At 49.0% G+C, this 14,854-nt stretch carries 15 protein-coding genes and 10 tRNA genes; 11 read left to right on the forward strand and 14 right to left on the reverse strand.

Annotated features, from left to right (window positions below):
* Window positions 1-11 precede the first annotated feature (11 nt).
* The 6 genes from BTA51_RS20660 (at window position 12) to BTA51_RS20685 (ending at window position 4,366) form a co-directional block, all read left to right on the forward strand.
* Window positions 12-452, forward strand: coding sequence for a DUF423 domain-containing protein (locus BTA51_RS20660; protein ID WP_094710787.1), 441 nt, complete (start codon window positions 12-14; stop codon window positions 450-452).
* A gap of 85 nt (window positions 453-537) precedes the next feature.
* Complete coding sequence (gene thiS / locus BTA51_RS20665; RefSeq protein ID WP_094710789.1) at window positions 538-741, forward strand: sulfur carrier protein ThiS; 204 nt, start codon at window positions 538-540, stop codon at window positions 739-741.
* A 59-nt stretch (window positions 742-800) separates the two neighbouring features.
* Window positions 801-1,601 (forward strand): thiazole synthase, encoded by an 801-nt coding sequence (locus tag BTA51_RS20670; RefSeq protein WP_094710791.1) that lies wholly within the window; start codon window positions 801-803, stop codon window positions 1,599-1,601.
* 207 nt (window positions 1,602-1,808) lie between these two features.
* Window positions 1,809-2,402, forward strand: a complete 594-nt coding sequence (gene slmA / locus BTA51_RS20675) for a nucleoid occlusion factor SlmA (protein ID WP_094710793.1) — start codon at window positions 1,809-1,811, stop codon at window positions 2,400-2,402.
* A 7-nt stretch (window positions 2,403-2,409) separates the two neighbouring features.
* Window positions 2,410-2,721, forward strand: a complete 312-nt coding sequence (locus BTA51_RS20680) for a hypothetical protein (protein ID WP_141215645.1) — start codon at window positions 2,410-2,412, stop codon at window positions 2,719-2,721.
* Between the two features lie 229 nt (window positions 2,722-2,950).
* A complete protein-coding gene (locus BTA51_RS20685) occupies window positions 2,951-4,366 on the forward strand; it encodes a PepSY domain-containing protein (protein WP_094710797.1) in 1,416 nt (471 codons plus the stop codon).
* 78 nt (window positions 4,367-4,444) lie between these two features.
* Here the strand turns inward: BTA51_RS20685 and BTA51_RS20690 are convergent, their stop codons facing one another.
* From BTA51_RS20690 to BTA51_RS20740, 11 genes are all read right to left on the reverse strand, one after another.
* Complete coding sequence (locus tag BTA51_RS20690) at window positions 4,445-4,993, reverse strand: HNH endonuclease (RefSeq protein WP_094710799.1); 549 nt, start codon at window positions 4,991-4,993, stop codon at window positions 4,445-4,447.
* A gap of 91 nt (window positions 4,994-5,084) precedes the next feature.
* A tRNA-His gene (locus tag BTA51_RS20695) sits at window positions 5,085-5,158 on the reverse strand.
* A gap of 11 nt (window positions 5,159-5,169) precedes the next feature.
* Window positions 5,170-5,245 (reverse strand) — tRNA-Gln (locus BTA51_RS20700).
* A 23-nt stretch (window positions 5,246-5,268) separates the two neighbouring features.
* Window positions 5,269-5,345, reverse strand: a tRNA-Leu gene (locus tag BTA51_RS20705).
* Between the two features lie 12 nt (window positions 5,346-5,357).
* Window positions 5,358-5,433: transfer RNA gene (locus BTA51_RS20710), tRNA-Arg, on the reverse strand.
* A gap of 25 nt (window positions 5,434-5,458) precedes the next feature.
* A tRNA-Cys gene (locus BTA51_RS20715) sits at window positions 5,459-5,534 on the reverse strand.
* A 6-nt stretch (window positions 5,535-5,540) separates the two neighbouring features.
* Window positions 5,541-5,616: transfer RNA gene (locus BTA51_RS20720), tRNA-Asn, on the reverse strand.
* Between the two features lie 6 nt (window positions 5,617-5,622).
* Window positions 5,623-5,698 (reverse strand) — tRNA-Lys (locus BTA51_RS20725).
* 6 nt (window positions 5,699-5,704) lie between these two features.
* Window positions 5,705-5,781 (reverse strand) — tRNA-Ile (locus BTA51_RS20730).
* Window positions 5,782-5,840: 59 nt separating this feature from the next.
* Window positions 5,841-5,927, reverse strand: a tRNA-Ser gene (locus tag BTA51_RS20735).
* 16 nt (window positions 5,928-5,943) lie between these two features.
* Window positions 5,944-6,026: transfer RNA gene (locus tag BTA51_RS20740), tRNA-Tyr, on the reverse strand.
* 631 nt (window positions 6,027-6,657) lie between these two features.
* On the opposite strand from BTA51_RS20740, the gene BTA51_RS20745 reads away from it, so the two are divergent.
* The 4 genes from BTA51_RS20745 (at window position 6,658) to BTA51_RS20760 (ending at window position 10,863) form a co-directional block, all read left to right on the forward strand.
* Window positions 6,658-8,286, forward strand: a complete 1,629-nt coding sequence (locus tag BTA51_RS20745; RefSeq protein WP_094710801.1) for an RNA repair transcriptional activator RtcR family protein — start codon at window positions 6,658-6,660, stop codon at window positions 8,284-8,286.
* 29 nt (window positions 8,287-8,315) lie between these two features.
* Entirely contained in the window at window positions 8,316-8,591 is a 276-nt protein-coding gene (locus BTA51_RS20750) for a hypothetical protein (protein ID WP_094710803.1), read from the forward strand.
* Window positions 8,592-8,711: 120 nt separating this feature from the next.
* Window positions 8,712-9,239, forward strand: coding sequence for a hypothetical protein (locus BTA51_RS20755; protein WP_094710805.1), 528 nt, complete (start codon window positions 8,712-8,714; stop codon window positions 9,237-9,239).
* Window positions 9,240-9,252: 13 nt separating this feature from the next.
* Window positions 9,253-10,863, forward strand: coding sequence for a mucoidy inhibitor MuiA family protein (locus tag BTA51_RS20760; protein WP_094710807.1), 1,611 nt, complete (start codon window positions 9,253-9,255; stop codon window positions 10,861-10,863).
* Between the two features lie 20 nt (window positions 10,864-10,883).
* On the opposite strand, the gene BTA51_RS20765 is transcribed toward BTA51_RS20760, so the two are convergent.
* From BTA51_RS20765 to BTA51_RS20775, 3 genes are all read right to left on the reverse strand, one after another.
* Complete coding sequence (locus tag BTA51_RS20765; RefSeq protein ID WP_094710809.1) at window positions 10,884-12,017, reverse strand: ADP-ribosylglycohydrolase family protein; 1,134 nt, start codon at window positions 12,015-12,017, stop codon at window positions 10,884-10,886.
* A 99-nt stretch (window positions 12,018-12,116) separates the two neighbouring features.
* Window positions 12,117-12,935 (reverse strand): inositol monophosphatase family protein, encoded by an 819-nt coding sequence (locus BTA51_RS20770; protein ID WP_094710811.1) that lies wholly within the window; start codon window positions 12,933-12,935, stop codon window positions 12,117-12,119.
* A gap of 74 nt (window positions 12,936-13,009) precedes the next feature.
* Window positions 13,010-13,855, reverse strand: coding sequence for a prephenate dehydratase (locus BTA51_RS20775; RefSeq protein WP_094710812.1), 846 nt, complete (start codon window positions 13,853-13,855; stop codon window positions 13,010-13,012).
* 171 nt (window positions 13,856-14,026) lie between these two features.
* Here BTA51_RS20775 and BTA51_RS20780 point away from each other — a divergent pair, with 171 nt between their 5' ends.
* Complete coding sequence (locus tag BTA51_RS20780; protein ID WP_094710814.1) at window positions 14,027-14,740, forward strand: hypothetical protein; 714 nt, start codon at window positions 14,027-14,029, stop codon at window positions 14,738-14,740.
* Window positions 14,741-14,854: the final 114 nt, after the last annotated feature.

Below are 14,854 nucleotides of genomic sequence, written 5' to 3' on the forward strand. Positions count from 1 at the left end.
GAGTCGCTGAAATGAATAGTGTGGGTGCTACGGCATTTATTGCTTCATTGTCGCCTCGGCAGAGAATTGGATTGGGAATTGGTTTAATCCTGATCGGAACCTCTGTGGCCATGGGGGCCGTAGGGAGTCATATTGTCCAGCTACATTATCCGGAAGGCGCATCGACATTTGCGATTGCACTTCGTTACCATACTTTGCATGGTATTGGGGTAGTATTGCTTAGTCTGCTGGCCTCTTTATGCCATCGACGGTTGGTCATGCTGGTCAGCGGCTGCTTCGTTGCTGGTCTGATCTTGTTTTGTGGTCTGCTATACCTCAAATCTTTCGGGATCATTCAGTTATCGGGTCCCTGGGTTCCAGTTGGGGGAATGAGCCTGATCATCGGCTGGATACTTTGGGGTAGTGGGGTGCTGTGGGGGGCTGTAGAAAGTCGCTCCCCTTCAGATACCTGACCGGTCATTGCCAACCGGATACAGCAATCATCACAAATAAATTAAACAATCATCACAAAAAAATTAATAGCTGGTAGATTCCTTTATGCTGAATATCCGTCTAAACGGTGAGATCCGTGCATTGGAAAGCTCTGTTTCCGTGACTGAACTTCTGCAGCAGCTCGGTATTTCCGGAAAGCGCCTGGCCGTTGAACTGAATCAGGAAATACTGCCTAAAAGCCTGCACCCGACAACCTTGCTGAATGATGGTGATGTTGTCGAAGTTGTTGGTGCTGTGGGCGGAGGCTGATTTCCCGTCTGAACTTCATTCCAATCTCTTCTCCCAATAAGAACACGAGCATACATCTCATGACACAAAACACACCTGGACAAGACAAACCTCTCGTTATCGCCGGTAAGACCTATAGCTCAAGATTGCTGGTCGGCACCGGAAAATACAAAGACCTGGATGAAACCGCCAGGGCTATTGAGGCCAGCGGTGCGGATATCGTTACCATGGCCGTACGTAGAACCAACCTGGGACAGAATCCGGATGAGCCTAACCTGCTGGATGTAATTTCTCCGGAGCGATACACCCTGCTGCCAAATACTGCGGGTTGTTATACCGCGGATGATGCTGTTCGTACCTGTCGACTGGCCCGCGAGCTTTTGGATGGTCACAATCTGGTAAAGCTGGAAGTGCTGGGAGATCAGAAGACTCTGTATCCTGACGTCGTACAAACTCTGAAAGCTGCCGAACAATTGGTAAAGGAAGACTTCCAGGTTATGGTCTACACTAGTGACGATCCTCTGGTGGCCAAGCAGCTTGAGGAAATAGGATGTATTGCGGTCATGCCTTTAGGAGCTCCTATCGGGTCTGGTTTAGGAATTCGTAATCCTTACAACATTCGTATCATTCTGGAAAATGCCAATGTGCCGATTCTGGTGGATGCGGGGGTAGGGACGGCTTCCGACGCCACTGTTGCGATGGAGATGGGATGTGATGGTGTTCTGATGAATACCGCCATCGCTGCGGCGCAGGATCCTGTGCGTATGGCGCGCGCCATGCGTTTGGCCATTGAAAGTGGTCGGGAAGCTTATCTTGCGGGACGGATGCCGCGTAAATTGTACGCTAGTGCCTCTTCCCCGATTGATGGGACTTTCTTTTAGTCTGTACGGTTTTTACTCTGTGCATTGACTCAATCCTTTAAACACAGATGAAAGGACGCATCTGTGCGGTTGTGAGTGATCAGGTAGATGATCCTGCCGCAACTGCAAATTCAACGCCGGCTCTCCGGTAAGGGATAGGAAGGAACCGCCCTGTCTGATAACTACTAATAATCAACATCTCTTGAAGCAGTATATCTGGAGAATATAGTGAAACCCGAACGAGGTCAGCGTAAGCAGCAGATTCTGGAATGTCTGGCAATCATGCTGCAGGAACAAAGTGGTGCTCGTATTACCACTGCAAAATTGGCGGAGGCGGTTGGCGTCTCTGAGGCTGCGCTTTACCGGCATTTTCCCAGCAAGGCGAAAATGTTTGAAGCATTGCTGGAATTTATGGAAGAAGCGCTGTTCAGTCGCATCAATGTGATCGCCGGCGAAACGGATAGCCTGAAGGACAAAGTCAATAAAGTGGCCATGTTGTGGCTGACCTTTGCCAAACGTAACCCTGGCCTCAGCTGTCTGATGAATGGTGAGGCTCTGGTGGGTGAAAATCCCCGGACCCAACAGCGTGCCCGAGGACTTACCGACCGTCTGGAAACCGAGCTTCGCAGCCTGATCAGAAATGCTGAGATTCAAAATCAAGTTTCGTTGAAGGTCTCCAGTACCATTGCCGCCCAATTGCTGGTGAGTGTCATTGAGGGAACGCTTCAGCGTTTTGTGAGAACTCAATTCAAGTACGATCCTACGTCTGCCTGGCCGGTTCAGTGGGATATCGTATGGCAGGGAATTGCTCGGTCTGAGTGAGAAGCTTGTGATTAAAAGTTTCCTTCTCGAATATATATTCGCAATAGCCATTGCTATCGTTTTGATCGGCGCATCATTTTTGCTGCCGATCAAATACGGTCATGACTTGATTGCGATGCTGTATTGGCCGATAGAGAACCTGCTTGCTGACAGAGAGCGGCAGCGTGAGCTTACTATTCTGCTGTTCGGACAGATGACGCCGAACTTCGCGCCAATCACCTTCCTGTTATATTTTCTGATCTGGCCCATGATTATTTTTGTACCCGTCAGGTGCTGGAGATGGTTAACACTACCAAAAAGAAGAGCCGCCTATAGATAGTCTGAAATCTATATCAGGCTATCTATATTAGTGTGGGGCTTTCAGATTCCCGCAATTCTGCTACGCCTCATCGGGTGGTATTCTATCCAAATTGCATGAGTAAAAATCTCTAGTCGCTTATCCGCTTGGGATATGGCATTCCCTTATTGCACGCCTTACTATTCTGATTGCCCGCAGGGAGGTGAATCCCCGGGGGTGATAAGAATGACAATGTATAGGGAATAAAAAAATGGCAACGGATCATGATTCACCTTTACCCACCCAGGAAGCCAATCTGACTGAAAAATTCTATCGTGCCGTATGGCGCTGGCACTTTTATGCCGGGCTTTATGTTATCCCCTTCCTGTGCGTGCTGGCCGTAACAGGATTGATGATGCTTTGGACGAGTGTTATCGACGGACGCGACGGAGAAAAGGCATATGCGGTACAACCCAAGGGAGATCCTATCGCCGTTTCCATGCAGGCAGAAACGGCCGTTAGCTCCATCCCCGGCGGAGTGCTGAAAAAATATATCGGGCCATTGGATGTAGATGGGGCAGCGTTGTTTCGGGTGGATATGGGTGACGAGGCGCTTATGGTAGCCGTTAACCCCTACACCGGTGAGCATATTGATACATGGTCGCGAAGGGCGGGGTTGTATGATCTGGCAAATGATATACATGGTTCATTGCTAATAGGTGATGTTGGTGACAGGTTGATCGAAATTGCCGCGGGATTGGGGGTGGTTTTGATTGTCTCGGGCTTATATCTCTGGTGGCCAAGAAACGGGGCAAGCTTTGCAGAAACTTTGATACCGGATTTGAGGCTGAGAGGTCGTGCCCTATGGAAAACGCTGCATCAAAGTATTGGCTTTTATATTTCGGCAGTATTACTGGTCTTTTTATTGTCCGGCTTGTCGTGGTCGGGAATCTGGGGAGAAAAGTTCGTGCAGGCCTGGAGCACTTTTCCCGCGGAGAAATGGGATAACGTCCCGTTGTCCGATGATATTCACGCCTCAATGAATCATGGCGCAATCAAGGAAGTTCCCTGGGCGCTGGAACAAACTCCGATGCCTGAGTCCGGCTCTGTCGCTGGCGTCACAGGTATGCCCACTGGGACACCCATTAGTCTTGATACTGTTGTGGCTTTTGGTTACACGGTTGGTTTTGGAGAGCGCCGGTTTCAGGTAAACCTTCCTCAGGGGGAGGGAGGAGTCTGGACGCTTTCACAGGATTCAATGAGTGACGATACCACAAATCCCTCTTCTGACCGGACGATGCATCTGGATCGTTATACCGGAAAAATTCTCGCCGATGTGAAATACGAAGATTATTCACCAGGTGGAAAGGTCATGGCTGTTTCAATCGCTTTTCACGAAGGAGATATGGGAATCTGGAATATTGCGCTGAATACAATCTTCTGTCTGTCAGTCATCTTTGTGTGTGTCAGTGGGGTGGTGATGTGGTGGAAGCGCCGTCCTGCGAAAGCGGGACGATTGGTAGCACCTCCAATGCCGATAGATATGCCTCTCTGGAAAGGGGCTATTTGTATCGGGCTGGCTTTGTGTCTGGCTTTTCCGTTGGCCGGGATCGCAGTGTTGGTGATATTGGCCATGGATATGTTGGTGCTACAGAGAATACCTCCTCTCAAGCGAGCGTTTTCCTGACATGAAGGCTGTTTTGAATAGATAAGTAATGGCCGGGTTCACCCTGGGGGTCGTTGGGTAAGCCCAGCCAGTGTCTTATCAGGCGACGAAGTTCCGAAACCCTTTGGACAAATAATCCATCTGATCTGCCAGAATTGCGCGGTTGCGCAGATACATATACTCGTATCGGTTAGGAGTATAAGGTACTGACAGTAGTGCCATGCCAGCTTCTTCCGGAGTTTGGGCTGCCTTGCGCTGGTTGCATGCCATGCAGCTGGCGCAGGTATTTGTCCAGGTATGATGCCCTCCGCGACTTGTCGGGATAATGTGGTCAATCGTGAGTATTCTCTCTGGAAAAATATCCCCGCAGTACATGCATGTATATCGGTCCCTGGCGAACAGATTGTGGCGGGTCAACGGGATGGACTGCGCGATACGTGCGTAGTCGCTCCTGCTGGCCAGAATGGCAGGTATCACCAGAGAGGATTGGGATCCCTTTTTGTTGAAACCGCCTTTCAGGACAATATCTGTCTCGCCAAATGACCAGGAGACTCTTCCTGCTGTCAGGTGTTGGGCGGCCTGGTGCACTGTTAGCCAACTTTGAGGTTGGCCGCCTGAGGTAATTTTCAGAATTAGTGGGTACTTCATGACAATAACAGCGTCTTTGAGCGGCTGGCTCCTTTTGTTAAAGCTTGGTTGTAAATGCTGTGCAGTTGCTAAATATATGGTTAAAAGTATTTGGGGTGATCGACGAGAATCGAACTCGTATCACCTGGGCCACAACCAGGCGCTCTGCCATTGAGCTACGATCACCATAATGCAAATGGCTGGCCGCCCCGGATTTGAACCGGGAACCCTCTGAGTCAAAGTCAGATGCGCTGCCCATTGCGCCAGCGGCCAAATGATCCTTTGGATCTGTTAATTGGTGCGCAAGAGGGGAGTCGAACCCCTAAAACCTGGTTTCTAAGACCAGTACGTATGCCAGTTCCGTCACTTGCGCTCATGTTTAAATTGGTACCCGTGGATGGAGTCAAACCATCGACCTCAGGTTTCGTAGACCTGCGCTCTGTTCTCTGAGCTACACGGGTATATCATTTGCCATCTTTCAAAAGATGGAGAGGGTTGCCAGATTCGAACTGACAGAAACAAGAGTTGCAGTCTTGCGCCTTCACCTTTCGGCCAAACCCTCAATATCTGGCTTCGGAAACAGGGCTCGAATCTGTGACCTGGCGGTTAACAGCCGCCCGCTCTACCCACTGAGCTATTCCGGAACATTCTGGTGGGTCGAGAGGGATTTGAACCCTCAACCTCGGGCTTAAAAGGCCCTTGCTCTGCCAATTGAGCTATCAACCCAAAATCTGGTGGTCCCGGCGGGATTCGAACCTGCATCTGCCGGCTTATGAGGCCGGTGCTTTAACCTGTTAAGCGACAGGACCACAATTCGTTTCACTTGCTCATCGATGTGCTAAATATCGATGTGTTAATACACTGATAATGGCGGTAGGTGTTGGATTCGAACCAACGCGCCTCTTTCAAGACGTCGGATTAGCAATCCGATGCATTACCACTCTGCCAACCTACCGAATACACGATTCATCTGGTGGATGGGGGCGGATTCGAACCGCCGCAGTTTTTGGCTACAGATTTACAGTCTGCTTGTCTCTCCATCGACAGCCCATCCGATATTTCATTGTTAAGTCAGATTTGTGTCCGGATCCGGGACGTTCTTATCACGGTTGTCCGGGCACAAAAAAACCTGGTGTCTCAATAAGCCCACCAGGTTTCCGGGTATTAACAGATATCCTGGAGGGCGCATGTGACCCTCCAGACGTCTAGTCAGAAGGGATCAGTCAAGTTGCTTTGCTGTATGTCATGCTTAGCATGGAGATTCAGTCGACACATTTCAGCGGCGCTATTACTGAGCGCACGTATACTATTGGCACAAAGGCGATAGTTGCCTTTGCCGGTTGGCCAATAGATTGTGAAAAGTTCATGTCTCATGCTGAATTCCAAAGTTCTTAAAAACAGTTAGCTGCTAATGATGTTAGGCAGCTTGTTTGTATTCGTGCTTACATCTGCAATTTTTATATGTATTAACACTTTCCGTGCCAACTTTTGAAAAGTCCCAAAATTGTGAGAATTGAGGAGAAAATTTCTATTCAAGTGAACAATAAAGGTATCTATTTAAATAGTGTTTATATCAAAACTATAAATTTTGATATTCTGTTGTGCTTTGAATGACACTGATGAAATAACAACCGTGATTCATGGAACAAATTTGGATAATTGTTTATCTGTAGGTGTAAAGAGCGATGACATCCTCAAAGGTTATATATTCCATTGTCGGGCAGAGATTGGATAAAGCGTCAAAGCGTCGGGGAGCATATGAAAAAAGATTTGAACGCCGATGGCGGCCGACGGTGTCTTTGGCCCTGATGGATAATGTCTCTGAAGTACATTTGCTCTATGACAACGAGAGGGCGTTGGCAGAGGAAGTGAAGGAGGATATCCAGAAACTAAATAGTGACGTTTGCGTCAGTCTTCATCAGGTCGGATTTGCTGATCCATGGGAGCTGGCTGAGGTGCATCTCACTTTGGTTGATTTTGTTGAGAAGGAGGTGGTCAACTTTAAGCCTGACCACGAGTATCTTTTTCATATTACAACCGGAACCCATATTCAGCAGATCTGTATCTATAAATTAGTGGAAGGGCATTATTTTCCTGGAAAAATCCTTCAAACCGCACCAGGAGAAAAAGGCGGGGAAGCCAGGTTTCAGGTGATTGATCTGGATCTTTCCAAATATGATGCGGTTGCAGAACGTGTGCGTCGGCAAAAAGAGGCTGAAGAGAATGATCTTAAAAGAGGCATTCCAACACTGAATCTGAAATTCAATCAAATGATCGAGGAGCTGGAAATTATCAGTCGGCGTAGTCCCTATCCAATATTGTTGATGGGCCCCACCGGTGCGGGTAAATCAGACCTTGCCCGGCGAATTTATGCGTTAAAGCATAAATCATCTCAAATTAGCGGCGATTATGTAGAGATCAACTGTGCCACTCTGATGGGGGACAATGCTATGTCGGCGTTGTTTGGCCATAAAAAAGGGGCGTTTACCGGCGCGTCTGAAAACAGAGAGGGCCTGCTGCAGCGCGCGAATAACGGATTGCTATTTTTGGATGAAATCGGTGAGTTGGGGCTTGAGGAGCAGGCCATGTTGTTGTCTGCCATAGAAAACCAGTCATTTTATCCGTTGGGAAGTGACCGTCTGCAGGAAAGCAGGTTTCAACTGATTGCCGGAACTAATCGCGATCTACGTGAATCCTGCCGGCAAGGAACCTTTAGAGAAGATCTGCTGGCGCGGATAAATTTGTGGACCTTTACTTTGCCGGGGTTAAAAGAGCGCCTCGAAGACCTGGAGCCTAATCTGGATTACGAGCTTGATCAGGTCAGTCGAGCCCTTGATCAGCGTTTTCGTATGGCCTCGGATGCCCGCAGGCGCTTTGTGGAATTTTCTTCGCATCAGGATGCTATATGGAGCGGAAACTTCCGTGATCTGATTGCCAGTGTCCGAAGAATGACGACGTTGTCCGATGGCGGCATTATTCGAACGGATGATGTTGAAAGAGAGATCAGTCGACTTAAAGCTATTTGGTTCGGCGACAATACTACTGGGGAATGTGTTGGGGATAAGTCGGCTCTGGATTGTATTGACCAGACCACGCTTAGCAATATCGATGCGATTGACCTTCATGCGTTGACTCTGGCGGTTGATACAATCAAACAATCGTCTTCCTATGCCGAAGCGGGTCGTAAGCTCTTTGATCGTTCCCGTCTACGCCGCAAACAGACCAATGATACTCATCGGATCAAATCCTGGTTGCAGAGGTTTGATATTGAATTGAAGGACATACCATTACGAGCGAAGAAATATCTGGTTTAGTGCAGGTGTGCAAAGCGTTAGGGTCCAATATGAACATAAAAGAACTAATACTAGAAATTAGGGGGCGAGTGGTGTCTCTTTCAAAAATAGACACTAAAGAGTCCGTGAAAGGGAAACTTGGAGATCCTGATGATGTGGGGGGCTTCTTTGGAAAAAGGAAAACCCCGTTAATATATAAGTACGATGAAATTGAATTTCATTTTGATACAGACAGTAGCCTGTTCATGATATTTCAAGATCAGAAATTGGAAGGGCAGGAAGGTGGAATTGTCACGTTATGCCTGGATTTTAGAAAGACATACTAGCGAGTGAATTTCACAAGCCAAAATACTTGGACTTGGTAAAGCTGGCACAGTATGTCCTCGGGGCAAGCTCTAAATTTCCCGCATTGAAGGGTTTGTCATTAAAAAAGGAAGCAATAGGTAATGGACAATACCAATACATTGAGGATGGTTCCCCTACTCTCAAGTAAAAATAGTTCTCTTTCGGCAGTCATCGTTTTGTCTGCGACACTGATGGTTTCCAGTTGTTCGACGGTAAGTGAGGAGCAGCTGGAAAAAGACAGATACACCGGTGCTGCTGAGGCAATGGCGTTGTTGATTGAGGCATATAGGGCGAAGAATATAGAAGCGGCCGTTGCGGTGAAAGGGTTCAAGGAGGAGGCAAAGCTAATGCTAAGAGACCTGGGAGACTCATTTGATCAGGACCCTGGGTTGGTTATTCAAGCGGCGGAAGTGCTGGAACTAACCTATCGGCATGAAATTAGAGAATACGGATTTCCAGATTTCAGCGAGGCGAGCTGCGAGTTGGGGTTATTGAGGCATCATCAAGATAATATCTTTATTGCGACTGAGGATTGTGAATCTGAAAGTGGGTTTGTAAGCTATTTCAATACCTACGTCGCTGAAACAGAGGATGGATGGAAAGTCCTGACTAGAGCGCCTAAGAAATAAAAGGACGACTGCTATGCATGCCCATGTAGAACCAGAAAACATTCTAGAATCCGGTGCTGATAACACCATAGATAGTGTGCTCGTATTTGCAGACCAGGCACAGGTCAAACGTTCAGTCTCGACCCAACTGAAGCAAGGCATGAATGTTATCTCGGTGGAGGTAACGGCGTTTAAGGTATTTGGCGATACTGTGCAAGCAGAGGTGTATGCCAATGGCAATATTGTGGGTGTGCAGTATAAGGAAGTTCCGCAGAAGCAGTTCCGACAGCAAGAGCTGATGCAGCTGGAAGCGGACAAGAAGCAATTGCAACGAGAGCGTCAATTGCTCGACCAGAAGAAGGAGAACGAGCTCAAGCGCCGGGAATTTCTTGATTCGATCTCGAAATTTTCAAAAGTCCAAGTGCCGCAAGAAATTCAAACGTCACTGGTTTCGGTAGAGAAGATGCGCGAAATCATGGGATTTATTTCCGAAGGTTATGAGGACGTCACTCAAAGCGTTACAGAGCTTGAAGCCGGGATTGAAGCGCGCGATGAATCCATAAGTGTGATTGACCAGAAGCTAAAGGATAAAGCCCGTTCTGACAAAAAAAGCCTGAAGCTGATCGAAGTGATATTTGAGAGCAACGAAGAGCAAACAGCCAAGCTCGATATCTATTACAACGTGGGGTTGGCCAGCTGGCAACCTATATATAAGCTCGATGTAGATCGTCATTCTGATGAAATTACTCTGCAACAATTTGCCAAAATAGCCCAGCGCACCGGTGAGGATTGGCCCAATACCAAAATCAGTATCTCCAATGCTGTGGCTATCCAGAGCGCTCGTCTGCCAAATTTGAATAGCTGGTTACTGGATATCTACCGTGCACCGCCTATGCCCGTCGCTAGTCCCGTTGCTCACGAAGTTATGCTTGGCGCTGCGGCTGCTGGAGAAATGCTGGAAGATCTGGAAGAGCCCGCTCCTGCGGCCTTCATGCAGGCTGAACAAAGGGAGCAGGGGATCTCCTTTGAGTTTGATTTACCGCAGCGGGTTCAGATTAACTCGGGCGGCGACGATGCAACCTTGCCCATTATGCAGAAAAAGCTCCCCTGTAAGTTCTATCACTACTCCGTCCCAAAAATTGATTCGCACACCTATTTCGTCTGTGCCGTGCAACCGGATAGCAACCTGCTCCCTGGCTCTGTGAATGTTTACTACGGTGGGCGTTATATCGCGAATACACTGCTTCAGGACAAAGCGGCAGGAGAGCCGATGGTCTTTAACCTGGGGGCTGATCGAGGTGTGAAGGTTTCAAGGCAAAAGGTCAGCGATAAAAAAGCAGAGACCTTTTTCGGGATGGTGGATCGGTCCAGTGTGGCGAGAGAGATAGAGTTTCTCACCAGGATTGAGAACCTTAAGGATGAATCGATTACGGTTAAATACATTGACCATATTCCAGTAGCCAAAACAGATGTTATTCAGGTCAAAGGTGTGGAGTTAAACCCCGAACCGACAGAAAAAGAATATCAGTCCAAGGAAGGCGTGCTGGGTTGGGATATCGAACTTGGCCCAGGCGTAACGAAAGAGATCCGGCTGAAGTTCTACATTAAGCATCCCAAAAATGAAGCGCCTGTCGGGCTTTCATAGTTAAGAAGTATAGGTGAACGCTAATAAGGTGGAAGTAGCCGTCTAAAACCGTGTAGCAGCACGATCATCAAAAAGACCATGTTGCGTATAAAAATCAATGGTCCGGGTAAGAGTGGAATAGACGCTTTGGAATTGGTTTGTTTGCACTGCTGCAATTGGGCTGCGACCTTTTCGACATAGCGCACCGTTATGGGCCAATCCGCAATATTGTCCAGCCAGTCTCCTGGAATGCCGGCCTTACCGATACCTGCACCAATCACTCCGCCTAAAATGGCAGAGGTGGTATCCGTATCCCCGCCTAATCGAATCATCGATTCTATTGCACCTGAAAAATCGTTTTGATGCTTTAACCAGATGAATAGAACCATCGGGACGGTGTGATAGATATAACCACTAATGCCACTCTCTTGCTTCAGCACCTTGGCGAATCCCACTGCGTCCATAGACGAATTTTTATCGATTGAATCTATAAGTGACAGGAATTCATTGACTGCCAGTTCGTCTTCACGGGTCAGCAATTCAGTTAACCTATTGCGATAGCTCTGGATCGTCACTGCTTCGCCCTGAGCTGCCAGATAAGCAGCCTGTGCGACAGCTAAGGAAGCAATGGCCGCTTTAGGGTCCTTGTGGGTCAGTTCGGTGGAGCCTTTGACAACGCGCTTCATCACCTCAGGTTGATCTCCTAAGGCAACACCGATAATCGGGGCTCTCATTGCGGGGCCGTTTCCTGCTGAATACACGCCGCTGTATTTCGCAGGAAAGCCTAACCAGAGCTTTATGATTGAGCGACCCGTGGCGAGTCCAATCCCGGCCGGTAAACGTAAAAACCACCAGCGCAATCGCCAGGCTAAGCTGGACTGAACGTGATTCCAGTCATTCCAGCACTGTATGAGAGATGCCGCCGTCATTACGGCATGCTCGGTATCATCCGAGATCATACCTTTACCGAAAATCAGGCGCTGTCTTGGCCTGTCTTTGAGCAATTTGGAGATTCGCCGCGAAGAAATTCCCTCATAAGGCAAGCCTAAAGAATCGCCCACCATCAAGCCCAATAGCGAGCCTGTGATCGCATTTTTCTGTCCGGCCTCTCTCTCCTTCTTATTTATATCACGCTTATTCTCAAAGGGGCTGGTGTCGGTCGTTGAGTTGGTCATGAGGGCCTCGTTGACGTATTAACTCAAACTGATAGGGATGAGAGAGGGGTCTCAGGTGTTCCTTGCGTCAGAGGAGGAGCCATTTACAGCAAAGCGGGATTACTCCCGCGCATCAGCTTCCTGTAGTAACTCTTTCAACCTATCGTAGATCGCTGGTGTTGCGATGATATTGTCAATACCATACAACTCTTCCGGAATGTCGTCAGGTACAGGGCCCAGGTGGCCGCAGCGGGCTCCGGCTTCTGATGCAATCAGGCGGGCTGCGGCAAAGTCCCAGGGGCTGACGGTTTCGTAATAGGCGTCCAGACGACCCATGGCGACCCAGCAGATATCGAGAGCTGCTGATCCGATGCGGCGGATGTCGCGGCATTCGCTGAGAACGGCCTCAAGCCGCTTAACCAGATGATGCACCGTATTCTTGTGGTAAGGAAAACCTGTGGCGATCAAGGACTGACGGAAGTCAGATTCGCCGCTGACTGAAATAGGTTTGTGGTTGCAGTGGGAAAACTGACCGCGAATAGCGTGAAAAGTCTCCTTCTGCATTGGGGCATGAACGACGCCCACTTTGGCCTCTCCGCCTTCGAAATAGGCGATAGAAACGGCAACCTGGCTATGGCCGTAGGCAAAATTGACGGTACCGTCGATAGGGTCAACCACCCATAGCGGGGCATTGGTGTCCTTGATTTTGGAAAGATCGTTGGCGCCTTCTTCAGACAAAATGACATGGTCCGGGAAGTTGCTCTGGATACTTTTCCGAATCATCTCATCCACCTTCAGATCAGCTGAAGTAACCAATTCCTGGTGGCTTTTGAACTGGGTTTCAAAGGCCGCATGGCGTTGCTCTTTTTCGATGACTTCACCGGCCTTCAGTGCCAGGTTGACGGCGAAGATGGATATATCGTTCAGCCATTGGGTCATGGTATCGGGTACTCCGTCAGGTGAGGGCGGCAGCCGTTCAATCCGCTGCCGTTTTCTCATCGGTATATGATCGTTTAATCGTGAAAGCTGCGGCTGGCACGTGCGGGATGTGCTCTGTATGTGCCCAGTATGCGGACATCTTCAGCAAAGAAATTCAGCTCTTCCAGCGCCAGTTGAAGCTGGCGTGAGTTGATGTGGCCTTCCAGGTCCACATGAAACTGACTGGCATTCAGAGTGCCGCCGGGCATATAGCTTTCCAGTTTCACCAAATTCACCCCATTGGTGGCAAACCCTCCCAAGGCCTTATACAAAGCCGCCGGGATATTGCGGACCTTGAACAGCAATGAGGTGATATAGGCAACACCTGGCTCCAAAGGAGGTAAGTTCTGCTCATGGGAGAGAATAATAAATCTGGTGGTATTGCCGGATTGATCCTGGAATCCCTGTTCAACAATGTTCAGTTGATACAGCTCTGCTGCCAGACTCGATGCGATCGCGGCGGCATCAGTCTTGCCGCTTTGACTGACCTGTAATGCAGCGCCGGCAGTGTCCAGAGTCGCTACCGGGTTATAGCCCAGTTGACGAATATGCTCGTTGCATTGGGCAAGTGCCTGGGGGTGCGAATATACGGTTTTGATGCTGTCTTTGGTTGCCCCATCGGGCGCCATCAGGCAGTGATTGACCGACTCAAAATGCTCCTCAATGATAAACAGGCTCATTTTGGGGATCAGGCGGTAAATTTCCTCAACTCTGCCAGCGGTTGAGTTTTCCAGAGGAATCATGGCCAACTCAGCCTTGCCCTGTTCCACTTCCTCCATGGCTGCTCTAAACGATGAGCAGGCCCGCGCTTCCTTATCGGGGAATACATGCTTGCAGGCTAGGTGGGAATAGGCGCCTTCATGGCCTTGATAAACGATCACGATATACCTCTGGTCAGGTGTTAAACAGGGAGCTTACTTTAAGTTATTTTACGCAGCGAATGAAGAGAGCGAGGCATTCTTGGCGCGCAGGGTGTCGATATTTGCCTGTTCAGGTTGATATTTGCTTGTGCTGATAGCAGATTAGGGGGAAACAGCAGGAGGACTTTATCCATGTCTGGACAGGGCGCTAAGCCACCGGCAAAACGATCGGATATTGATCAGTTTCTGGCAAAAGTCAAATCAACTCCACCGGCTCCCCGGCATGGTAAAGGAAGGTTGCTGTTTGCCATTGATGCGACAATGAGCCGGCAGCCATTGTGGGATCAGGCCAGCCAGTTGCAGGCAGAAATGCTGTTGGCTGCCGGTCATGACACAGGTTTGTTAGTACAGTTTGCCTACTACCGGGGACTGCTGGAGTTTTATCATAGTTCCTGGGTAGATCAGCCTGAACGGCTGACCAATGAGATGACACGGGTATATTGTCAGGCAGGGCAAACTCAGTTAGGAAGAACACTGCAGCATATGCAGAATGAAACCCGTCAGCACAAAGTGAATGCGGCTGTTTTTGTTGGTGATGCCTTGGAAGAGAGTGCTGAGGACCTGTACAAGCTGGCGGGGCAACTGGGGCTATTGGGAATGCCGTTGTTTATTTTCCAGGAAGGTTATGATCCCAGGGTGGAAGCGGTGTATCGCAAGCTGGCTCAGTTGACCGGTGGTGCCTATTGTCGATTTGACGCTGGGAGCGTTGCGCAGCTGAAGGAGTTATTGAAGGCTGTCGCAGAATACGCAGCTGGTGGTTATATGGCACTGGAAGATTATGCCAGACGTCATCAGAATACGCGGGCGTTGGAATTAATCAGACAGTTGCCTTCACCCAAGCGTTGACGGCATCGGTCTGCCATATGCCAGTCTGTCGCATAGTTTTGTCACATGTCTTTGTCACATGTCACTGTCACATAATTATGCTATTCCGGCTGTCGTCCTGATTCCGGCCTTTGG

Origin of the sequence: Hahella sp. CCB-MM4 (genome assembly GCF_002260525.1) — a bacterium.
Taxonomy (GTDB): domain Bacteria; phylum Pseudomonadota; class Gammaproteobacteria; order Pseudomonadales; family Oleiphilaceae; genus Hahella.